The organism is Oleiphilus sp. HI0043, assembly GCF_001634935.1.
On the sequence record NZ_LWEY01000335.1, the window covers coordinates 1 to 21543 of the forward strand.

17 protein-coding genes, 1 other RNA gene and 1 pseudogene are annotated in these 21543 nt (G+C 45.2%); 11 read left to right on the top strand and 8 right to left on the bottom strand.

Annotated elements, in window-relative coordinates:
- On the top strand, positions 1–232 hold a 232-nt coding region (locus A3729_RS04505; protein ID WP_156497664.1), incomplete at its 5' end, for an integrase core domain-containing protein.
- A gap of 10 nt (positions 233–242) precedes the next feature.
- On the opposite strand, the pseudogene A3729_RS30490 reads toward A3729_RS04505, so the two are convergent.
- The 3 genes and pseudogenes from A3729_RS30490 to smpB form a co-directional block, all read right to left on the bottom strand.
- Positions 243–500 (bottom strand): annotated as a pseudogene (locus A3729_RS30490) (transposase zinc-binding domain-containing protein); the annotation flags it as partial.
- 505 nt (positions 501–1005) lie between these two features.
- Positions 1006–1391: a transfer-messenger RNA gene (gene ssrA / locus A3729_RS04515) on the bottom strand.
- A 282-nt stretch (positions 1392–1673) separates the two neighbouring features.
- Positions 1674–2153, bottom strand: coding sequence for an SsrA-binding protein SmpB (gene smpB / locus A3729_RS04520; protein ID WP_068514034.1), 480 nt, complete (start codon positions 2151–2153; stop codon positions 1674–1676).
- Between the two features lie 192 nt (positions 2154–2345).
- Here smpB and A3729_RS04525 point away from each other — a divergent pair, with 192 nt between their 5' ends.
- Together A3729_RS04525 and A3729_RS04530 are read left to right on the top strand one after the other, a co-directional pair.
- Entirely contained in the window at positions 2346–2780 is a 435-nt protein-coding gene (locus tag A3729_RS04525) for a type II toxin-antitoxin system RatA family toxin (protein WP_068553707.1), read from the top strand.
- Between the two features lie 13 nt (positions 2781–2793).
- Positions 2794–3084, top strand: coding sequence for an RnfH family protein (locus A3729_RS04530; RefSeq protein ID WP_082865264.1), 291 nt, complete (start codon positions 2794–2796; stop codon positions 3082–3084).
- Positions 3085–3093: 9 nt separating this feature from the next.
- On the opposite strand, the gene A3729_RS04535 is transcribed toward A3729_RS04530, so the two are convergent.
- Positions 3094–3423, bottom strand: coding sequence for an outer membrane protein assembly factor BamE (locus A3729_RS04535; protein WP_068514039.1), 330 nt, complete (start codon positions 3421–3423; stop codon positions 3094–3096).
- Positions 3424–3586: 163 nt separating this feature from the next.
- Between A3729_RS04535 and fur the strand changes: the two genes are divergently transcribed.
- Complete coding sequence (fur, locus tag A3729_RS04540; protein WP_068514042.1) at positions 3587–3991, top strand: ferric iron uptake transcriptional regulator; 405 nt, start codon at positions 3587–3589, stop codon at positions 3989–3991.
- A 174-nt stretch (positions 3992–4165) separates the two neighbouring features.
- Here fur and recN read toward each other — a convergent pair whose 3' ends face one another.
- Positions 4166–5830 carry a DNA repair protein RecN gene (recN, locus tag A3729_RS04545; RefSeq protein ID WP_068514043.1) on the bottom strand — a complete coding sequence of 555 codons (1665 nt, stop codon included), beginning with the start codon at positions 5828–5830 and terminating at the stop codon, positions 4166–4168.
- Positions 5831–6157: 327 nt separating this feature from the next.
- On the opposite strand from recN, the gene grpE reads away from it, so the two are divergent.
- The 7 genes from grpE to greA all read left to right on the top strand — a co-directional run bounded on the left by grpE (position 6158) and on the right by greA (position 16744).
- A complete protein-coding gene (gene grpE / locus A3729_RS04550; RefSeq protein ID WP_082865342.1) occupies positions 6158–6745 on the top strand; it encodes a nucleotide exchange factor GrpE in 588 nt (195 codons plus the stop codon).
- A gap of 160 nt (positions 6746–6905) precedes the next feature.
- Positions 6906–8846 (top strand): molecular chaperone DnaK, encoded by a 1941-nt coding sequence (gene dnaK, locus A3729_RS04555; protein WP_068514045.1) that lies wholly within the window; start codon positions 6906–6908, stop codon positions 8844–8846.
- Between the two features lie 258 nt (positions 8847–9104).
- A complete protein-coding gene (gene dnaJ, locus A3729_RS04560) occupies positions 9105–10250 on the top strand; it encodes a molecular chaperone DnaJ (RefSeq protein ID WP_068514048.1) in 1146 nt (381 codons plus the stop codon).
- 245 nt (positions 10251–10495) lie between these two features.
- A complete protein-coding gene (dapB, locus tag A3729_RS04565; protein ID WP_068511692.1) occupies positions 10496–11299 on the top strand; it encodes a 4-hydroxy-tetrahydrodipicolinate reductase in 804 nt (267 codons plus the stop codon).
- Positions 11300–11648: 349 nt separating this feature from the next.
- Entirely contained in the window at positions 11649–12779 is a 1131-nt protein-coding gene (gene carA / locus A3729_RS04570) for a glutamine-hydrolyzing carbamoyl-phosphate synthase small subunit (protein ID WP_068553352.1), read from the top strand.
- A gap of 110 nt (positions 12780–12889) precedes the next feature.
- Complete coding sequence (carB, locus tag A3729_RS04575; RefSeq protein ID WP_068508947.1) at positions 12890–16096, top strand: carbamoyl-phosphate synthase large subunit; 3207 nt, start codon at positions 12890–12892, stop codon at positions 16094–16096.
- A 171-nt stretch (positions 16097–16267) separates the two neighbouring features.
- Entirely contained in the window at positions 16268–16744 is a 477-nt protein-coding gene (greA, locus tag A3729_RS04580; protein WP_068508948.1) for a transcription elongation factor GreA, read from the top strand.
- A 66-nt stretch (positions 16745–16810) separates the two neighbouring features.
- Here the strand turns inward: greA and A3729_RS04585 are convergent, their stop codons facing one another.
- From A3729_RS04585 to A3729_RS04595, 3 genes are all read right to left on the bottom strand, one after another.
- Positions 16811–18040 (bottom strand): hypothetical protein, encoded by a 1230-nt coding sequence (locus A3729_RS04585; protein ID WP_068508950.1) that lies wholly within the window; start codon positions 18038–18040, stop codon positions 16811–16813.
- 215 nt (positions 18041–18255) lie between these two features.
- Positions 18256–19824, bottom strand: a complete 1569-nt coding sequence (locus tag A3729_RS04590; RefSeq protein WP_197470067.1) for a cation:proton antiporter family protein — start codon at positions 19822–19824, stop codon at positions 18256–18258.
- Positions 19825–19882: 58 nt separating this feature from the next.
- Positions 19883–21523 (bottom strand): iron ABC transporter permease, encoded by a 1641-nt coding sequence (locus A3729_RS04595; protein ID WP_068508952.1) that lies wholly within the window; start codon positions 21521–21523, stop codon positions 19883–19885.
- Positions 21524–21543 lie beyond the last annotated feature (20 nt).

Consider the following 21543-nt stretch of genomic DNA (forward strand, 5'->3'; position numbering starts at 1 on the left):
CATCAGAGCTAGCATGGGGGATGTAGGTGCTTGCTGGGATAACTCTGTTGTGGAGCGGTTCTTTGGAAGCTTAAAGCATGACTGGGTTTTGAAAGTGCCCCAGCCAACGAGAGAGCATATGAGAAATGATGTGGCTGACTACATGCGTTATTACAACTTAGAGCGGCTCCATACTTCTAACGAAGATATGTCGCCAATCGAGTACGAAAACTCTTTAAGAAAAGTGTCCTGATTTAGTTGCGCAGAACAGTTGAGAGTGTACGGTAAACGATGCTCAAGACCTTGCCCATCAGCTCCGGGTAACGGTCCAGCAAAAAGCGCAACTGGAAAGGAAAACTCAGCACCCATTGGCGAATAGGCTCTGCGGGAAATACTTCATCCACCAAAAGTGCGGCACTCTCCGCCATCCGCCGAGCGCCACAACTAGGGCAGAAACCACTCCGTTTGCAGCTGAAAGCGACCAAACGCTCGTGATGACAATCTTCGCAGCGCACACGCAATTTGAGGCTGTTCAAATTTTGGTATCTACGAAGCTGGAATATCAACAAGGTCTATCTGTGTTTCTTGTTTTCCTTATGGAGTGTGTCTTCTTTTATCGTATCTCTGCTGTTTGCTATGGGAGCTCTTGGAACTAATCGGCCCTTGGCATTGGCTTTGGTATGTTATTTATTTCTAATTGTTGTTATTTATGCGGGCTCAGTGCACGATCCTTTCTGGTTTAAATCTACTAAGAATAATGAGTTAGCTCTGTTTCTTCAGGTTTACAAATCAGAAATGCTTATTGAGGGCGGGTCGAAGGATTAAAAAAAGGTTCGCAAATCATAGATATTAAAAAGTAAAGCTCATTGAATCATAACGCTATGATTAAATGAGCTTTTTCAGTCTAGAAAGGGTTGCATTTGTCCGGTTGTTGCCAAACTTATGCTTCCCTGTGAACCATAATTTTAGCAAATGCTAAACTTATGGTTACTTCCCTACTTTATTGGTTCTTGATGAACCAGCTTTTGGTGGAGACGGCGGGAATTGAACCCGCGTCCGTCAGCACTCTGCCATCGGCTCTACATGCTTAGAATCCGTTAATTAGTTTAACCTTCCACAGCCCAACGGGCAGGACGTGGTTGGCGAGCTCAGTAAAGTTTAACGAAACGACCCTGAGTAAGCCGCTTGGCGATCCTGTTCTGAGTGACAGTCATTAGCGCGATACAGGCACCTTGCTAAAGACCGTTAGGGCCGTAGCCCTAAAAGTGCTTTTTCACTGCTTACGCAGCTAGTTGAGCACCGTAGTTGTCATCATTTGCAACTATGAGTTATAGCGATTGGAGTACGAGTGCCACTATACACTCGGCATGCACCTTTGGTTTTGTTACCAGCGTCGAAGCCATGTCGTCCCCGTAACTTTTACCAAGATTAAGCGTCTGGCTTCGACTGCGTCGAGTCCCGGCCAGCGGGCGGAGCCGCTGTCGCTTATGCCTTTTGAAGGCCAAGAAATTGGCTTTCAATTTGAGACAAAACAGGCATAAGCCCATGTCGTCCCCGTAACTTTTACCAAGATTAAGCGTTTGGCTTCGACTACGTCGAGTCCCGGCCAGTGTTTTAGCAACTGTCGCTTATGCCGTAATTTAATTGTTAGTCATTATATAGGGGCGCTTGTTGGGAATACAAGGCAAGCCTATTTATTTTACGTGTTCTCGAACAATACGTGCTTTCTGGCGATCCCAGTCACGGTTCTTCTCGGCATCTCGTTTATCGTGATCTTTCTTACCTTTGGCCAGTGCTATCTCGCATTTGATGTGGTTTCCTTTCCAATAAAGCGCCAATGCAACACAGGTGTGTCCAGCTTGGTTCATTTTGGCATTTATCTTTGCGATTTCTTTTTTATGTAGCAATAGCTTTCGTTGGCGCGTTGGTTCAGCGATAACGTGAGTACACGCTGACGTTAGCGGTGTGATATAGACGTTAAGAAGCCAGGCTTCACCGTTTTTTAGGAATACGTGTGAATCCGTAAGCTGAGCTTTGCCTTCTCTTAAGCTTTTGACTTCCCACCCTGTTAGAGCGAGTCCGGCTTCGAACTTTTCTTCAATATGGTAGTCGTGTTTAGCTTTCTTATTGAGAGCAATGGTGCCTGGCAGTTGTTTTGGTTTTTTCTTGGCCATATATCTATTGTTATCACTATCTCGTACAAATAGACCTAAACGTTTCTAGGGCTATAAAAATGAACCATTCTACACCATGTTTCAGTCATTTGTGCCAGCCTTCTGAAAATTTATGTTGCGTGTTTTTATTGAGGCTAGGCGACCACGGTCTTGGCGGGTACAATAGAGGTAAGATAGTTTAGGGTGATGTGAATGTCTTTAAGTATTAATCGTAGTGCCTTGGTTATGCACTCTGCTGAGCGTATGAGTGCACTGGTAAATGATGTGGCGGCTTACTCGCAGTTTCTTCCTTGGTGTTCAAGCTCGCAGGTCTTGGAGTCTGAATCGGAGTATATGTTGGCGAGCATTGAGGTTCAAAAGGGCGCGCTGAAGCAGTCGTTTACCACGCGTAACGACTTGTCTGAAGATGGCAGAATTATTATGAGCCTGGTGGAGGGACCTTTCAGCTATTTAAAAGGCGCCTGGGAATTTATTCACCTGAAAGAAGGAGCTTGTAAGGTTGAACTTACGCTCGATTTTGAGATTAAACAAAATTTGGCAAAAATGGCCTTTGCCAAGGTATTTAATCAGGCAGCTAACTCGATGGTTGATGCGTTCTGTGAACGTGCAAATCAATTATATCGTTAAGGAAACGTAAATAATGGAAAATATGATCCAAATAGAAGTTGCCTATGCCGCGCCTGATAAGCAGAAAATACTAACAGTCGAGGTGAAGCCGGGTACCAACGTTTTTGATGGGGCAAAAAACTCGGGAATTGATAAGGTTTTTCCTGAGATAGATTTCGATAAGGCCGATATGGGAATATTTGGTAAAGCGGTTCGTAAACCACTGGAGCAGGAGCTGAAAGAAGGGGATCGTATTGAAATTTACCGCCCATTAATGATCGACCCTAAACAGGCTCGCTTAAATCGGGCGGCAAAGAAAGACTAAATAGAGCGCTTAATATGCTGGGTTGCTCTCAAGTAGTGTGCCTTCGTAGCGTTGGTACACGCCTTGGCTATAGTAGACTTTTATGGTTTGTTTCTCGATTTCACCGCCCGCAACTTGATAGGTGTATACGTAGTTTTCGAGTTCTGTATCGAAGGTGTTGTCTAGAACGGGAGCACCTAATACGAAGTGAACCTGTTTTTTAGTCATACCTGCTTTTAATGTGTCGAGCATGTCTTGGGTGATGATGTTGCCTTGCTGGACATTGATTTTGAAAACGCCAGGAAAGCTACAGGCGCTTATGCTTAAAGCGGTGAGAATAATAATTAAAAACTTTTGCATCTAATTTTTGAATTCCATTATCTTTGCTTTACAATGTTTTCGGCTGATCTTTATGAAGATAGGCGAAACGCAAGCAAAGTATGTTGTAAAGAAGAAACTAACATTATAGCGAGGCATGATACCTGATTCGTGCAAACGCTGTGAATAGGATTACAAATAAATCATGCCAGACAACTCAGAGTTAAAAAAAGTTGGTTTGAAAGTTACCTTACCACGATTAAAAGTATTGGGGCTTTTGGAAGAAGCTGATGAGCACCATATGAGTGCGGAAGATGTCTATAAGGCTTTATTGGAATCGGGTGATGATGTAGGTTTGGCGACCGTTTATCGTGTACTTACCCAGTTTGAGGCTGCCGGTCTGGTCTTGCGTCATAACTTTGAGGGTGGACATGCGGTATTCGAGTTGGCGAAAGATGATCATCATGACCATATGGTCGATACCGAAAGCGGTAAAGTTATTGAGTTTCTAGACCCTGTTATTGAAAGGCGTCAGCATGAAATTGCAGAAGAGCATGGTTATGAATTAGTCGATCACAACCTTACGCTGTATGTTCGTCCCAAGAAGTAAGATTTGATATTACTGTGTTTTCTAAAGCCGCTCTTTGAGGCGGCTTTTTTTATAAAGAATAATTAACCACAGAGGATACAGGGCGCTACGCTTCACCGAGAAAAAAGAAAAGTCTTAAAAGCTTTTCTCTGTGAAGGCTGAAAGTTGCTCAGTGTTCTCGGTGGTTTATAGTTTTTATGCGGTCTCCAACATCTCCCTGGCATGAGCAAGTGTCTGCTCGGTCATTTCAATACCGCCTAGCATGCGAGCAACTTCCTCGGTTCTGGCTTTCTTATTAAGCAAGTCAATCGAAGAGCTAACTTTTCCGTCAATTGATTTCTTGCTAATGAAATAATGGTTGTCACCTTGTGAGGCAACTTGTGGCAGGTGGGTAACGCAAATGATTTGTCCATTCTTGCCTAGCGATTTGAGTAGTCGGCCAACAATTTGTGCTGTGCCGCCGCCAATGCCTACATCCACCTCATCGAAAACCAGTGTTGGAATGGTCGAGTTTTGAGCGACAATGACTTGAATCGCTAAGCTGATTCGGGACAGCTCACCGCCTGAGGCAACTTTGTTGATGGCTTTGGGGGGCTGTCCAGGATTGGTGCTAATCAGGAATTCGACGGTATCCAGACCGTGCTGGCTTACCTTGCTGTTATCGAGAGGTGTTAGGCTGACGCAGAACTTCACTGACTTCATATCCATCAATGCTAGCTGCTCACATATTTTCTTTTCTAAAGAGCTGGCACACTTTATACGCTTCTGACGCTGCGTTTCAGCTAAGGCCCGGTAAGTGTTTTCCAATTCGATTACTTCAGCTTGCAGTTGCTCCAGATTTTGGTCGCCATTATTAAAGTCATGTAGTTCTTTGCTGAGTTTGTTTTGTATGGTTAACAGCTCAGTGGGTTCACAGCGGTGTTTTCTTGCTAACTGGTAAGCAGTGCTTAGGCGTTCTTCGATTTCTTGCAGGCGTGCTGGGTTGAGTTCAAATGAGTCGATAAAATGGCGTAAATTACTACCTGCCTCTTCAATTTGGATTTGCGCTTCATTCAGCATGTTGAGTGCTTCACTAATCTCATGATTTTCGCTGGGTAGGTTGTGTAGTGATGAGGAGGCTGAAGAAACCATGCTGGCGGCATTAGCATCACCCTCTGAACATAACGCTAGAGCTTCATGTGCTCTACTCAAAAGCAGTTCTGCATTTGCTAGCTGGGATTGCTCTTTTTCGAGCTGCTCAACTTCACCTTCTTGTAGGCCCAGTGCCTCGAGCTCTTCAAGTTGAAAGGTAATGAGGTGAATGCGGGCAGTAATCTCATCCTGGTTGTTTTCAAGTTTAGATAGGTGCTTAGCTTGACTTGACCATTTATTAAAAGCGCTGGAAACCTTGTCTGAGGTACTTTGTAGTTGGCCAAAGTTGTCGACAATCACCCGGTGGTTATCTTTGTTAAGTAAGGATTGGTGTTCGTGTTGGCTGTGAATATCAATCAGTAGCTCGCCAATTGATTTTAAATTCTGTAGAGGGCTAGGGTGGCCATTTATATAGCTGCGCGAGCGGCCCTCGGCTGTGATGACTCTGCGCAATATACATTGCTCGCCTTCTTCCAGGTCGTGGTCTTTAAGCCATTCAAGTGCCTTGGGGTGTTTGTCTAACTCAAAGGCTGCAGAAATTTCAGCCTTGGGCTCTCCGTGACGCACCATGCTCGTATCAGCCCTGTCGCCAAGCGCCAAGCCTAATGCGTCGAGAATAATTGATTTACCAGCTCCGGTTTCTCCGCTGAGTACGGTCATGCCGTTGTTGAATAAAACTTCCAGGTGGTCAGCGATGGCGAAGTTGGAGACTTTGAGTTGGCTAAGCATGGTTATTTTTCCGTGTCTGGATATGCAAATCAAAATTTGCTAAATATTACTGTATCTATAACCAGTTGGTAAAGATAAATATTATTCTTTCAGGCCGAGATTAAATGCAGTTAAAAAATAACTTGGTGGTGACTTGAAACTTTTCAGAGTGGCCCCCATATAGGCACCAACTTATTTATTACTGGCGATGCTTAAGTGCACGTAGAGCATTTGAAAGTCGCTATGTCAGGGTGTGCAGCATGTGCTGCGTAACGTTAATTAGTTTGATTAACTGCTGTTTTGAGATTGATAAGCGAAATAGCAGAGTTGTGGTCAGTGGAGGCGCAGGTGAGCGTAGAAAACGAAAATAATTCAAATGAAGAGCATATTGTAGAGGCAGCTCAAGAGGCTGTGGAAGCTGCTCAGGAAGAAGTCGAAACTAGTGGCCCTGAGCAGAATGCTGAGGCAGATGGCAAGGATTGGCAGGCTGAGGCTGAGTCTTTGGCGAAGCAAATTGAAGATCTTAAAGATCAGGCAATTCGTGCCAAAGCTGAAGTGCAGAATGTTCGCCGCAGAGCAGAGCAGGATGTAGAGAAAGCGCATAAATTTGCTTTGGAAAAATTTGCCAAAGAATTATTGCCTGTCATCGACGGCTTAGAGAAAGCGGTAGAGGCGGAAGTTGCAGCGGGTAATGAAATGACGACCTTGCGCGAAGGTGTAGAAATGACGCTTTCGATGTTTTTGAGTGGCGTGCAGAAGTTTAATCTGGAGCAGGTTGACCCGGTTGGTCACCCATTTGATCCAACGTTGCACGAGGCGATGTCAATGGTTCCTGCGCCGGATGCAGAGCCAAATACAGTGATTGCAGCAATGCAGAAAGGTTATACCTTGAATGGTCGTTTGGTCAGACCGGCAATGGTTGTTGTATCCAAATAAACGCACAAAAAAAGTACAAAATAATGGTTTAAAGCTTGAAAATGGAAATTTCGGCCAAATATAAGCGTTAACCCAAAAATATAGGCGCTAAGGCTTAAGATGAAAAAAGCCATTAAGCCTTACCAACAGAATTTAGAAATTAGAGAACGGGAGTAAATCAATGGGCAAAATAATCGGAATTGACTTAGGTACAACTAACTCATGTATTTCATTGCTAGATGGCGAAAAGCCAAAAGTTATTGAAAATGCAGAAGGCGATCGTACCACACCTTCAATCATTGCATTCACTGACGATAACGAAATCTTGGTTGGTCAGCCAGCTAAGCGTCAGGCAGTAACGAACCCGACTAATACTTTGTTTGCGATCAAGCGTTTAATTGGTCGTCGTTTTGAAGATGAAGTTGTACAGAAAGACATCTCAATGGTGCCTTACACCATTTCTAAAGCTGACAATGGTGATGCGTGGGTAGAAGTTAAGGGCGATAAGAAAGCGCCACCTCAGATCTCTGCAGAAATCTTGAAGAAGATGAAGAAAACGGCTGAAGACTTTCTAGGCGAGTCAGTAACTGAAGCGGTAATTACAGTTCCTGCTTACTTTAACGATTCTCAGCGTCAGGCAACTAAGGATGCCGGTAAAATTGCTGGTCTAGATGTTAAGCGTATTATCAACGAGCCAACTGCAGCAGCACTAGCGTTCGGTTTAGATAAGAGCAAAGGCGATTCAACAATTGCTGTTTATGACTTGGGTGGTGGTACTTTTGATATTTCTATCATCGAAATTGCTGACGTTGATGGCGAGAAGCAGTTTGAAGTATTAGCGACTAACGGTGACACCTTCTTGGGTGGTGAAGATTTCGATATGACGCTAATCGATTACTTGGCTGATGAGTTCAAGAAAGATAGCGGTATCGACCTTAAAGGTGATCCTCTAGCGATGCAGCGTTTGAAAGAAGCGGCTGAAAAAGCAAAAGTTGAGCTTTCAAGTGCGCAACAGACAGATGTAAACCTTCCTTATATTACGGCTGATGCGTCAGGTCCTAAGCACCTTAACGTGAAAATGACGCGTTCGAAGCTAGAGTCGCTAGTTGAAGATTTGGTTGAACGTAGTTTAGCGCCTTGTAAGACTGCATTGAATGATGCAGGTCTTAGCGCTTCAGAAATTGACGACGTTATCTTGGTTGGTGGTCAGTCTCGTATGCCTTTGGTTCAGAAGAAGGTTGAAGAGTTCTTCGGCAGAGAGCCACGTAAAGACGTTAACCCAGACGAAGCGGTAGCAATGGGTGCAGCGATCCAGGCTGCGGTATTGGCTGGTGACGTAACAGACGTACTGCTACTAGACGTTACGCCATTAACTTTGGGTATCGAAACAATGGGTGGCGTAGCCACAGCATTGATCGAGAAGAACACGACTATCCCAAGTAAGAAGTCCCAGATCTTCTCAACGGCTGAAGATAACCAGTCTGCTGTAACGATTCACGTTGTACAGGGTGAGCGTAAGCAAGCGGCTCAGAACAAATCTTTGGGACGTTTCGACTTGTCAGATATTCCTGCGGGCCCTCGTGGTATGCCTCAGATCGAAGTGACTTTTGACATCGATGCAAACGGTATCTTGAACGTATCGGCGAAAGACAAGGCGACAGGTAAAGAGCAGTCTATCGTGATTAAAGCTTCTTCTGGTCTATCTGATGATGAAGTCGAGCAAATGGTAAATGATGCAGAAGCAAATGCTGATGCCGATCGCCAGTTCGAAGAGCTAGTGACTGCGCGTAACCAAGGTGATGCGATTGTTCATGCGACTAAGAAGACTCTAGAAGAAGCTGGTGATAAGGCGACTGAAGAAGAGAAAACTGCGATTGAAGCTGCGATTACTGACCTTGAAGAAGCGCTTAAGGGTGATGATAAGGCAGATATCGAAGCGAAGACTCAGGCATTGACTGAAGCTTCATCAGGTTTGGCTCAAAAGATGTATGCTGAGCAAGCAGCAGCGGGCGCAGGCCCAGAAGCAGCAGCGCAAGGCGGTGCAGCAGAAGAGCCAGCTGGCGCAGCGGACGACAATGTGGTTGACGCTGAGTTTGAAGAAGTTAAAGACGACAAGAAGTAAGTTGTCGATAGGAGGGCGTAGCCCCTCCTGTTCTGAGACTTAAATAGCGTAATTTTTGAATCTTCTGGTTTGAAAGCTTACGTTTGAACGCGGAAGCATCGCCTTCCGCGTTTGCATATCTTCAGGTTTATTTTGCTAGGTCAGTTTGTATTAATGCGCAATAGAGCTATTGAGAGCTGCGCTAGCAAAATGATTCATCCTTCGGCAGAGGTCGGGGAAGAGTTTTATTTACGGTTTTATTGAATACGGTTGTTGCATATGTCGAAACGAGATTATTACGAAGTTCTGGGTATTGAACGCTCAGCTGATGCGAAGGAAGTTAAGAAGGCCTACAGACGCTTGGCGATGAAGTACCACCCGGACCGCAACCCGGATGATGCTCAAGCAGAAGAAAAGTTTAAAGAAGCAACTGAGGCTTATGAGATCCTTTCTGATGAGCAGAAGCGTGGCGCTTATGATCAGTATGGTCACGCAGGTGTTGACCCGCAAGCTGGTGGCGGTGGCTTTAGTGGTGGTAATGGTAACTTTAGCGATATTTTTGGTGATGTTTTCGGTGATATTTTCGGTGGCGGCGGAGGTGGCGGTGGCCGCCAGCGTAGCGCTCGTGGTGCTGATTTACGTTATACCCTCGACTTGGACTTGGAAGATGCCGTTAAGGGTACAACAGTAAAAATTCGCGTACCAACTCATGTGACCTGTAAGCCTTGTAATGGCTCGGGTGCTGCAAAAGGTTCTAAGCCTGAGCATTGTGGTACTTGTAATGGTGCGGGCCAGGTCAGAATGCAGCAAGGCTTTTTCTCTGTGCAGCAGACCTGTCCAAATTGTCGCGGCCAGGGAACAATGATTAAAGATCCTTGTCGTTCATGTCACGGTTCGGGTGTGATAGAAGAAACCAAGACTTTGTCTGTTAAGGTTCCGCCGGGTGTCGATACCGGTGATCGAATTCGCTTGGCAGGTGAGGGTGAAGCGGGCACGCATGGCGCGCCGTCAGGTGATTTATATGTACAGGTTTCGGTTAAAGAGCATCCGATCTTTGTGCGCGATGGCAAGACCTTGTATTGCGATGTGCCAATTTCCTTGGTAGATGCTGCTCTGGGTGGTGAGCTGGAAGTGCCTACACTAGATGGTCGCGTTAAATTGAAGATTCCGGCCGAGACTCAGACAGGCAAAATGTTCCGCTTGCGTGGCAAAGGTGTTGCCCCTGTTCGCGGTGGTGCAGCTGGTGACTTGATGTGTCGTGTGACTGTTGAAACGCCAGTTAACTTATCTAAAAAGCAGAAAGACCTATTGCGCGAATTTCAGGATACGCTAGATAAACATGGTGATAAAAAGCACGCGCCAAAAAAGCATACCTGGTTTGAAGGTGTGAAAAGCTTTTTTGATGATATGACGAGTTCTAATTAGATTATTGCCTCCACCACCGTCATTCCTGCGCAGGCAGGAATCCATTGTCTCGCGGAGTTAGATACACCCAATTAGTAGGTATCGACGGGGAAATCATGGTATTTAGAATGATCTAGCATTTTCCAGCACCTGAGGTGGGTTCAAAACAATGGATTCCCGTCTGCGCGGGAATGACGAGAATCTGCGCGAGAATGACGTAGAGGTAGTTGGGCCGGTTTATTCGCCTATAAATAAGGAAAAACAAAGTGACAAGAATTGCAGTGACCGGTGCAGCTGGTCGAATGGGTAAAATGTTAATTGAGGCCGTGGGTCTATCTTCTGAAGCAGAGCTAACGGCAGCCATTGAGCGCCCAGAAAGTTCCCTTGTCGGAACGGATGCTGGAGAGTTAGCAGGTGTGGGTGCGAACGGTGTTGTTGTCTCAGGTAGCTTGTCTGAAGTGATTGGTCAGTTCGATGTCTTGATTGACTTCACTGCGCCCGTAGCGACCTTGGCAAATGCTAAGTTATGTGCGGAGCATGGTAAGGGTATTGTTATCGGAACGACTGGCTTTACCGTTGAAGAAGAGGAGGAGTTGTTATTGGCTCAGTCTTCTGCGGCAATGTGTAAGGCTGCCAACTTTAGTACAGGCGTAAATGTTTGCCTGAACCTGCTTCAAAAAGCGGCTGAAATTTTGGGTGACGACTACGATGTTGAGGTTTACGAAGCTCATCATCGACATAAGGTTGACGCGCCTTCTGGTACTGCACTGGCGATGGGGCAAGCGGTGGCCGATGGTTTGGATCGGGATTTACGCTCGGTTGCGGTTTATGGGCGAGAAGGTCAAACCGGTGCACGTGATAAAGAAACTATTGGTTTTGCGACCGTTCGTGGTGGTGATGTTGTCGGTGATCACACCGTGATGTTTTTGGGCGAAGGTGAGCGTGTAGAGATTACTCACAAAGCGTCTAGCCGTATGTCTTTCGCTCGGGGTGCAGTTCGTGCTGCAGCCTGGTTGCAGAGTCAGAAGCCTGGCTTGTATGAAATGCGAGATGTTCTGAATTTGAAATAAGTGGCTTGGCTAAAAAATGCGCTATGAACTGCCTCTCACTGATAGACATAATTGTCATAAATGTGTACAATGCCGCCGTTTGAATAGTGGTTGTCTATTCAAAGCCCGCATGTATCAGCAGGGTTAACATTGAAGCGCGCGCAAGTATAAGAATTTTAAGCGAGGTGGGGTAAGCTCCGTCTCGCTTTTTTGCAACTTATCTGTGTGAAAATGCTGCTTTGAATGCCTGCTCGGGGACCAGATGCTTATCGCTTATACCTAGCGTGTAGTTTCTGAAGGCCACTTCAAACCCGCCTAAAGACGGTATCTTTATTATTCTCTCCTAGCCGATTACGACGAGGAACTGGCGTTGACAAAACCTGCAATTTTAGCACTTGAAGATGGCTCCATTTTTAAAGGAGTCTCCATTGGATCAGACGGTGAAACCATCGGGGAAGTTGTATTTAATACAGCGATGACCGGGTATCAAGAAATCCTGACTGACCCTTCCTATGCAAAACAAATCGTAACTTTGACTTATCCGCATATCGGAAATACCGGTGTTAATGCCGAAGATGTTGAGTCAGATAAAATTTGGTCAGCAGGCTTGGTTATACGTAACTTGCCTTTATTGGCGAGTAGCTGGCGTTCAGAAAAGCCTCTTAACGAATACCTTGAAGAAAACGGCATTGTCGCGATTGCAGATATTGATACACGCCGTTTGACGCGAATCTTGCGTGAAAAAGGTGCACAGAATGGCTGCATTATCGCTGGTGATGACATTAGTGAAGAAAAGGCGCTAGCCGCTGCGAAGTCGTTCCCTGGTCTAAAAGGTATGGACTTGGCGAAAGAGGTGACACGCACTGAACAGGCCTCTTGGACAGAAGCTGAGTGGTCACTAACTGACGGGTATGGCGAGCAAAGCGAAACAGAATTCCATGTTGTGGCTTATGACTTTGGTGTTAAGAATAACATTCTAAGAATGCTCGCGGAGCGTGGTTGTAAACTAACAGTTGTTCCAGCGAAAACGCCTGCTGCGGATGTACTGGCTATGTCACCTGACGGAGTGTTTCTATCTAACGGCCCGGGCGATCCAGAGCCATGTGATTATGCGATTGCAGCAATCAAAGACATACTGGAAACCAAGGTTCCGGTATTCGGCATTTGCTTAGGTCACCAGCTACTTGCGCTAGCGAGTGGCGCGAAGACTGAAAAGATGAAGTTTGGTCACCACGGTGCGAACCATCCGGTACAGAATCTAGAAGACAAAACTGTGATGATTACCAGTCAGAACCACGGTTTTGCAGTGGACGAGAGTTCACTACCAGATTGTCTAAAAGCAACACATAAGTCTCTATTTGATGGTTCCTTACAAGGTATTGAACGCACGGATACTCCAGCGTTTAGTTTCCAGGGCCATCCCGAAGCGAGCCCGGGCCCGCATGATGTCGCGCCTTTGTTTGACCGCTTCATCGATACGATGAGAGCTCGTGCTAAGTAATTAGTACTGTTGTTTAGTCAGCAAAATACTTGCTGAAAGTGAACCTATTTTGTTGTGAGTGAGCACCTTAGCTATTTACAACCTAACTCTTAGAGAACGGAAAGAATTAAATGCCAAAGCGTACCGACATAAAGAGTATTCTAATACTAGGCGCCGGCCCTATCGTCATCGGGCAGGCCTGTGAGTTTGACTATTCAGGTGCTCAAGCGTGTAAAGCGCTTCGCGAAGAGGGTTATCGAGTTATCTTGGTTAACTCTAACCCGGCAACCATTATGACTGATCCTGCAATGGCCGATGCGACTTATATCGAGCCGATTACCTGGCAGACAGTTGAAAAGATTATCGAGAAAGAGCGCCCTGACGTGTTGTTGCCAACAATGGGTGGTCAGACTGCATTGAACTGTGCATTGGACCTAGAGCGCGAAGGTGTGCTTGATAAGTACAACGTTGAAATGGTTGGAGCGAATGCTGATACCATCGACAAAGCGGAAGATCGTGAGCGCTTTGATAAAGCAATGAAGGCAATCGGCCTTGAAACACCGCGTTCTGCGATTGCTCATAGCATGGAAGAAGCGCTTCAGGTGCAAGACTCTTTAGGCTTCCCTTGTATTATTCGACCTTCTTTCACCATGGGTGGAAGTGGTGGCGGTATCGCTTATAACAAAGAAGAGTTCGTAGAGATTTGTGAGCGTGGTTTGGACCTGTCACCCACGAACGAGCTTTTGATTGATGAGTCCCTGATTGGTTGGAAAGAATATGAAATGGAAGTTGTTCGTGACAAGAACGACAACTGTATCATTATCTGTTCTATCGAAAACTTTGACGCGATGGGTGTTCACACCGGTGACTCGATTACCGTTGCACCGGCACAAACGCTGACCGATAAAGAATATCAAATAATGCGTAATGCCTCTTTGGCAGTACTGCGTGAGATTGGTGTTGAAACTGGTGGCTCAAACGTCCAGTTTGGTATGAACCCGAAAGATGGCCGTATGGTGGTTATCGAGATGAACCCGCGTGTATCGCGTTCATCTGCTTTGGCGTCTAAAGCAACCGGTTTCCCGATTGCCAAAGTTGCCGCTAAATTGGCGATTGGTTATACCCTGGATGAGTTGCAGAATGATATTACAGGTGGCGTAACGCCGGCTTCATTCGAGCCATCAATCGATTATGTTGTCACTAAGATTCCTCGTTTTACCTTCGAGAAGTTCCCTCAGGCAGATCCGATTCTAACGACACAGATGAAGTCGGTAGGTGAGGTTATGTCTATTGGCCGAACCTTCCAGGAATCGCTACAGAAAGCTTTACGTGGTTTGGAAGTCGGTTCTTACGGCTTCGAGCCGAAATTGGATCTGGCTTCTGAAGATGCTAAATCAGAGATGATTCGAGAGCTTCGTAACCCGAGTGCCGAGCGTATCTGGTATGTCGGTGATGCTTTCCGTTCTGGCATGTCGGTTGATGAAATTTACAAGCTAAGCGGCATCGACCCTTGGTTCCTGGTTCAGATTGAAGATTTGATTGAAGAAGAGTGTGTTGTATCGAATATGACACGCACAGACATGACTGCTGAAGCGATGCTTCGTCTTAAGCGTAAGGGTTTTGCTGATCACCGTTTGGCAGAGCTACTTGGTATTACCGAGAAAGAATTGCGTACGCTACGTCAGGGCTTCGATATTCGCCCTGTCTATAAGCGTGTTGATACCTGTGCTGCAGAATTCTCATCGAACACGGCTTACATGTACTCAACCTATGAAGAAGAGTGTGAGTCTCAGGTTACTGACAAAGAAAAGATCATTGTTATCGGTGGTGGCCCTAACCGTATTGGCCAGGGTATTGAGTTCGATTACTGCTGTGTTCATGCTGCCTTTGCCATGCGTGAAGACGGTTACGAGACCATCATGATCAACTGTAACCCAGAGACGGTTTCAACGGATTACGATACTTCAGACCGTTTGTACTTTGAGTCAATTACCCTGGAAGACGTATTAGAAATCGTTCAGCTAGAGAAGCCAAAGGGCGTGATTGTGCATTATGGCGGTCAGACGCCACTTAAGCTTGCGCGTGGTTTAGAAGAAGCTGGAGTGCCAATTATTGGTACTAGCCCAGATGCAATCGACCGTGCAGAAGATCGTGAGCGCTTCCAGCAAATGATTGAGCGCTTGGGCTTACGTCAGCCAGAAAATGCCACGGTTCGAAGCCATGAAGAAGCGATTACTAAAGCGACTGAAATCGGTTATCCGCTAGTTGTTCGTCCATCTTATGTATTGGGCGGGCGTGCAATGGAGATCGTCTATAACGAAGCTGAGCTAGTTAAGTACATGAAGGAGGCGGTTAGCGTATCTAACGACAGCCCTGTCTTGCTAGACCACTTCTTGAACGCGGCGATTGAGGTTGATATTGATGCCATTAGTGATGGTAAAGATGTCGTGATTGGTTCAATCATGCAGCATATCGAGCAGGCGGGTGTACACTCGGGTGACTCGGCTTGTTCATTGCCTCCATATACCTTGTCTCAAGAAGTTCAGGAAGAGATGAAGGAAGTCGTTAAAGCTATGGGTCTAGAACTTGGTGTTGTAGGTTTGATGAACGTCCAGTTGGCTTATCAGGATGGTTTGATTTACGTGATCGAGGTTAACCCTCGAGCATCACGTACAGTACCGTTTGTTTCTAAAGCTATTGGCACTTCATTGGCGAAGGTTGCTGCACGTTGTATGGCAGGTAAAACCCTGGCAGAGGCGGGCTTTACCGAGGAAGTGGTGCCTAAGCACTTCAGTGTCAAAGAGTCTGTTTTCCCGTTCAACAAGTTCCCATCTGTTGACCCGATCCTTGGCCCTGAAATGAAGTCAACGGGTGAAGTTATGGGTATCGGTGATACCTTCGATGAAGCCTTTGCTAAAGGAGTTATTGCTGCAGGTGGTGTATTGCCGAGCGGCGGTAAGGCGTTCTTGAGCGTGAGAGAAGTTGATAAGGAAGGCGTAATTGAAGTGGCACGCCTGCTTAACGAAATTGGTTTCGCTTTGGTCGCAACCTCCGGTACTGCGAAAGCGCTAGCAGAGGCAGGCTTGGAAGTTGAGTCTATTAATAAGGTTCAAGAAGGTCGTCCGCATGTTGTTGATGCCATTAAGAATGGCGATATTGACCTGATTGTTAATACTACTGAAGGTAGACGAGCCATCGCAGACTCTGCTCAAATCAGACAATCTGCTTTGCAGAAGAAGATTGCTTACAGTACGACTCTTGCTGGTGGTGATGCAACTGCACGAGCTATTCGTTTTGGTGCTGAGAAGCACGTACGTAGACTTCAAGACTTACACTAGAAAACTCGTTTATTTTATAACCCGGAGCTAATGCTTCGGGTTATTTTTTTCAGCTGTTTATACAGATGGCTCTTTTTTGATAACTCGAATTAATTGCTTGTTGATGATGAGTATAAGCGTGACTGAAAGAAGAGCTCTCACTAAATATGGTAAAAGAATAAAGGAAGGAAGATGAATCGAATTCCAATGACTGTTGAAGGCGAAAAAGCCCTTCAAGAAGAATTAGTAGAATTGAAAACTGTAAAGCGCCCACAGGTTATCGAAGCGATTGCCGATGCGCGTGAGCACGGTGATCTAAAAGAAAATGCTGAATATCATGCAGCGAGAGAGCAGCAAGGCTTTATAGAAGGTCGAATTCAGGAGCTGGAAGGTAAGCTTTCAAACTCCCAGATTATCGATGTTAAGTCTATCCCTCATACAGGAAAAGTTATTTTTGGTACCACGGTTTCATTGATCAATATCGATACGGATGAAGAAGTTCGTTATCACATTGTTGGTGATGATGAGGCTGATATCAAGGCAGGCAAAATCTCTATTTCTTCACCAATCGCTCGAGCGATTATTGGTAAAGAAGAAGGTGATACCGTAGGCGTTCAGGTGCCTAGCGGAATCGTTGAGTATGAAATTGATGAAGTGCTTCACGTTTAATCTTGATCATCTTTTAAAAAGGCTGAGGTTAGCATTGACTTCAGCCTTTGCCTTCCTGGTTAGTTACTAATCTATTAAGCCTAATTCAATAGCTAGCTTAATCATGGCTTTTAGGGCAGCCTCTTTCGGAAAGGGATGGTCTAGGTTTGGTGACCCAAATCTCATTAGTTTAGGGAATGCATCGTAGGACATATCCCAATGATGTGCGTTTAACATGGCTAGATCTGCTGACATGCCGGTCTTTATTTTTGCTTGAGCTTGGGTAAGCTGCATATCATTATGAGCGTCGTATTTGTTTAACTCCATTACGCCCTGCATTTGAAAATAAGGTACTTCCAGCGCTGTTGTCGAACCCGTGATGTTAAAAATAGGGATGTCTAAAGAATCAAATAATTCTCTATTCTGATCTAGGAAGGACATTCGCGCTTTAGTTGTCAGATCATATACCGCCTCTTTTACATTGTATTCATCCATACGTCTAAACGTGCCAGATTTGAGGTTTATTGCGGGTGAAATGAGCGATAAGAAGCTTGCTAATGCTTTTTCAACTTTAGGGATGTCTAGGTTCTTAATCGAGTTATATATGTCATCCGCTAAATAGGAGCCACCGATGGCTCCTCCCCAATTATAGATACAGCGAATTTTGTTTTTTAAATCGGGGCGCTGCGCGAGCAGTTCGTAGATATCGGGAGCACCTTTGCTGTAACCAATTAAAAATATATCTCCGGGTGTCTTTTGTTCGGACGGTGGGATTGTTGTTGTGTCAGCTGCTAATCCGGCACCGTGGTCAATCGCGGCGATCAAGTCATCAATATTAGAGCTGCAACCGCGCATAGGGTGATTGTCTGCTCGTATAATCCTTATACCGAGCTCGTCCTGGATTTTAGGGAAGGCGTTTTGAAAAGCCCTAACAGGCAACATGCCATTCAACAGACCGGGTGAGAATATTAGCGTAGTATTACGAACTCTATTTGTGCTCTTAAATTCGGGGATTTCCAGTTTCCATTCCCGTATTTCATCGCCCCTCAAAAACTGTTCTGCAAGTTTTTGTTTGTTTGGTCGCTTGTCTTTGCGGCCAAGTAGTTTGGTTTTATCTGCTTTTTTTAAAGCAATATTGTCTTGAAGTGCTTCGGTTAGAAATATATTTCTCCATCGAATGCCGCACCAGCGCTTAATATAAGGGTGCGCATAGTTTTTACGGTCGCTTTGTAGAATCAATCTAATATTCGTAATTAGTTGTTCGTAATCGCCTTTGTTCTCCAGTGTTTCGAGTAGATTCAGTTGTTCCTTATTCATTATAAGATCAATGTTCCTTTAATGTCTCAATATGTTGAATAGCGATCATTATATAATAGAATAGTTCGAAGTCGAACTCTTTGGTCTTTAAGTTAGCGCGTGTCGTCACAACACGAGAGAATTATTTAATAGAGAGTCTTATTCGCAGTGAAGTCTTCCTGAATAAAAAGAAAGACGTGTTCGATAAAATTTTGGTTTGTGTTGTGTAAAAGAGCTTATTGCCCTTTTAATAAGTGGATGCTTTCCTCAGCGAAGCCAGTTCCTACCTCTGCATAGTAGTTGAAAGCAATATCGGCACCTAAACCCATTAGCTCTTTTTGTTGGTCTTCATATTGTGCAATGACGGAAATTTTTCCTGAATAAGAAGTATGCTTCAACTGATAGATAATGTTCTTCATCTCGTTGACTGAAGGCAGGGCTAACATAATTAGTTTTATGTCGCTTAATGGGGCCTGTTCCCAGAACTCAATGTCATCACCATCACCGCATATAATATTAATGCCTTGTTCCTTGAACCCCTGTGCCCGTTTTGGGTCAAGCTCAACACCGCAGATCTTCCCGGGGAGATCCCTTTCTGCTTCATGATAAGCGCCTTTTCCAACACGCCCCATGCCGACAATTAAGACTTCTTTGTCTTTGATAGGTAAAAAGGTTTGTTGGGAGGTATCACAAGGACGTTCAAAACGCGAGAAGGCGTCTTTTTTGTTTGCGTATATTCGATGTGCAAACTTGTAAATAATTGAGCTAAATACCATCGAATGAGTTGTCGATAGGGCGATGATGACCAACCATTCATGGCTTAGCCAGTTTTGATCAACACTTAAGCTGGCAACGATCAACCCGAATTCGCTGTAGTTGGCTAGCAAGAGTGCTGACAAGAAGCTGGTACGCAAGCGTAAGCCAACCGCATTAAACACAAAGAAGAAAAGCAATAACTTGATGGGGAGTAAAATAGTCAAGCCTAAGGCGACGAGCCACATTTCCAAAGTTGGTAACGCGGTGAACCCGATAGACAAAAAGAAGCAGATTAGGAAGAGGTCTTTGAAGCTCATTAACGACTTATAGAGTTCGTTAGATTTAGGTAAGCCTGCGAGTAGCATGCCCATGACTAGTGCACCCAAGTCACCCTTCATGTCGACAAGCTCAAAAAGCTCCGGGCCGCCAAGTGCAAGTAAAAAACCGTAGAGTGGGATCAACTCTCCGTGACCGCTGGAGGCCATCATTCTTTTTAATAAAGGGCGAAGGAACCAAAGGCCAAGCAAGCTAAATGCCCAAAGGCTTGGTGATTTGCCGGTTGCAAAGAATAGAAACAGAACAGCCGCAATATCTTGCCAGATTAGTACGCCGACAGCGAGGTCACCGTGTTTGGATTTTAATTCCGCATTGTCTTCCAAAATCTTAATGACGCAAACAGTGCTACTGAAACTAAAAGCAAAAGCGATAATGGCGCTTTGCGACAAACTGAGATCAAATAAGCTGTGGCTGAGGGTAGTTGTGCAAAGAATTATCAAAGGAAGTAGGAGTATCATCCACCCACTCATATGAATAAAGGTTCCGGACCATAATTGTGGCCTCATAAGCTGTCTGAAATCAATTTTAAGCCCGATGGTAAACAGCATTAGCGTAATGCCAAGGTCTGCAAGCATCTCAAGTGTCGGTTCTGGCGTAACGCCACTTGCATGGAGCAAGAAGCCAGCAATTAGATAACCAACTAAGGGTGGGAGTGTGATTTGTTTCGCAATGAAGCCAAATATGAAGGCAACTAAAATCCAGATGATGCTCATATTGCTTATTTACTTCTCTTAAGTCGATGAATGTTTGGGTTGCTAATTGCTTCGTATCTTAGGACTTTTGGCTAATACTCTTGTCTAACAATATAACTGGCAGAATACCCACTGCAACGATGATTAGTGCGCTCAAGGCGCTTTGCTCAAGTAACTCATCGGAAGCAAATTGGTAAACCTGTGTAGCCAGTGTTTCAAAATTAAAAGGCCGTAAAATTAGTGTAGCAGGCAATTCTTTCAAACAGTCTACAAACACGACAAGCATGCCGGTAAGAGCACCCCGCTTGATAATGGGCAGGTGTACTTTAAATAGTGTCGATAAATAATTATGGCCAAGTGAGCGCGATGCCATGTCCATGCTTGGTGTTACTTTAGATAGGCTGGACTCTACGGACCCTGAAGAGACAGCTAAGAAGCGAACAGAATAGGAAAATACAATTGCGAAAGCCGTACCGCTCAAAATCAATCCTGTTGAGAAATCAAAGTGCTCTCTCATAAGACCGTCAAGGGTATTATCGAAGGCAGCAAAGGGAATGATAATTCCGATCGCAAGCACCGCGCCTGGTATGGCGTAGCCTAGGCTAGAGAAGTTGACCAGGTGCTGAGTGAGCTTATTGGAATTTAGTCGTTTGCTGTAAGTAAGTACGATGCCTAAAACCAGTGTGGCAAAGGCGGCAATACTGGCTAAAACAAAACTGTTTAGTGCGTACTCTATAAAATTGCTGTGCCAGGATATTTCAAAGTATTTGACTGCATAAATCGTTAGAAGTGAGAAGGGAAACAGAAACCCTAACAATACCGGTAAGAAGGCGACTGCGAATGCCAGATAAGCCCTTATTCCATATAGCTTATGGCTTGGAATGGTTGAGCCTTGGTTGCGCGACTGGTATTGCTTTTGTCTGCGTCGAGAGTAGCGTTCAGAGCTAATAAGAATAACCACGACAGCCATCATTAGTAAGGCTATCTGTGCTGCACCACCCAAGTTGCCCATGTTCAACCACGTGTCGTAAAGACCCGCTGTTAAGGTTTGGACGGCGAAATAATCTACCGTTCCAAAGTCGTTAAGTGTCTCCATTAGTACTAAAGACAGGCCAACCGCAATAGCGGGCCGTGCAATGGGTAAGGATACTCGATAAAAGAACTGGAAGGGCGTAGAGCCTAGACTGCGTGAAATGCGATAGAGGGAAATCGACTGCTCAAGAAAGGCCGCGCGTGCCAGCATGTAGACGTAAGGGTAGAGTACTAGTGACATCATGATAATAGCTCCCCCCATACTTCTGATTTCGGGGAACCAATAATCTCTGCTGGTCTTCCAGCCAAATAGCTCTCGAAGCGCTGATTGCACGGGGCCTGCGTATTCCAGAAAATCAGTGTAGGTATAAGCGATGACGTAAGCGGGTACGGCAAAGGGGAGTAATAAGGCCCAACTCAGCCACTTTTTGCCGGGGAAGTCGTACATGGAAATAAGCCAAGCTGAGCCAGTTCCAACCAGAAAAGTTAGGGAGCCAACGCCAAGCATAAGAATCAGCGTGTTTTTCAGATAACTAGGTAAAACTGTATTAAGCAGGTGCGGCCAGGCGTTTTCCTCTGGAAAAAGAGCGAGGTAAGCCACCGCAACAATCGGGAGACCGATAAGGGTTGCGATAATGAAAGATGAAATGAACCAGGGACGCTCTTGAGCGTTTAGTCTGAAATTCAAGAGTGATAAACCTTCAAAGT

Excerpts from the sequence above, each read along its gene's own strand:
- fur (WP_068514042.1), top strand. The coding sequence starts at position 3,587 with ATGCCAGACAACTCAGAGTTAAAAAAAGTTGGTTTGAAAGTTACCTTA.
- A3729_RS04535 (WP_068514039.1), bottom strand. The coding sequence starts at position 3,423 with ATGCAAAAGTTTTTAATTATTATTCTCACCGCTTTAAGCATAAGCGCC.
- recN (WP_068514043.1), bottom strand. The coding sequence starts at position 5,830 with ATGCTTAGCCAACTCAAAGTCTCCAACTTCGCCATCGCTGACCACCTG.
- smpB (WP_068514034.1), bottom strand. The coding sequence starts at position 2,153 with ATGGCCAAGAAAAAACCAAAACAACTGCCAGGCACCATTGCTCTCAAT.
- dnaJ (WP_068514048.1), top strand. The coding sequence starts at position 9,105 with ATGTCGAAACGAGATTATTACGAAGTTCTGGGTATTGAACGCTCAGCT.
- A3729_RS04530 (WP_082865264.1), top strand. The coding sequence starts at position 2,794 with ATGGAAAATATGATCCAAATAGAAGTTGCCTATGCCGCGCCTGATAAG.
- dnaK (WP_068514045.1), top strand. The coding sequence starts at position 6,906 with ATGGGCAAAATAATCGGAATTGACTTAGGTACAACTAACTCATGTATT.
- A3729_RS04590 (WP_197470067.1), bottom strand. The coding sequence starts at position 19,824 with ATGAGCATCATCTGGATTTTAGTTGCCTTCATATTTGGCTTCATTGCG.
- A3729_RS04585 (WP_068508950.1), bottom strand. The coding sequence starts at position 18,040 with ATGAATAAGGAACAACTGAATCTACTCGAAACACTGGAGAACAAAGGC.
- A3729_RS04525 (WP_068553707.1), top strand. The coding sequence starts at position 2,346 with ATGTCTTTAAGTATTAATCGTAGTGCCTTGGTTATGCACTCTGCTGAG.
- greA (WP_068508948.1), top strand. The coding sequence starts at position 16,268 with ATGAATCGAATTCCAATGACTGTTGAAGGCGAAAAAGCCCTTCAAGAA.
- carB (WP_068508947.1), top strand. The coding sequence starts at position 12,890 with ATGCCAAAGCGTACCGACATAAAGAGTATTCTAATACTAGGCGCCGGC.